The following is a 348-nucleotide window of genomic DNA, read 5'->3' on the forward strand; positions in this document are numbered from 1 at the left end:
ACTTTTAATCAATTGGTCGCAGGTTCGAATCCTGCACGACCCACCAATGTAAAAAAGCGCCCTAAAGGCGCTTTTTTTGCTATCTGCGATTTATAAGATTCGAACCTGCCGCAAGTTCGGGTCTTGCCTGATGCGCTGCGCTTATCAGGCCTACAGACGACACTGCACACGTAGGCCGGATAAGACGTTAGTCGCCATCCGGCGCAGACGACACCGCACGCGTAGGCCGGATAAGACGTTAGTCGCCATCCGGCGCAGACGACACCGCACACGTAGGCCGGATAAGACGTTAGTCGCCATCCGGCGCAGACGACACCGCACACGTAGGCCGGATAAGACGTTAGTCGC

Annotated in this window: 1 protein-coding gene; it reads right to left on the reverse strand. The window is 55.7% G+C overall.

Annotation, left to right across the window (positions count from 1 at the left end; genetic code table 11):
• Positions 1–150 precede the first annotated feature (150 nt).
• A partial coding sequence (locus tag NA624_RS18180; RefSeq protein WP_369539973.1) for a hypothetical protein occupies positions 151–348 on the reverse strand: 198 nt, incomplete at its 5' end.

The sequence above is a fragment of the Salmonella sp. NW38 genome (genome assembly GCF_051807745.1).
GTDB classification, from domain to species: Bacteria; Pseudomonadota; Gammaproteobacteria; order Enterobacterales; family Enterobacteriaceae; genus Salmonella; species Salmonella enterica.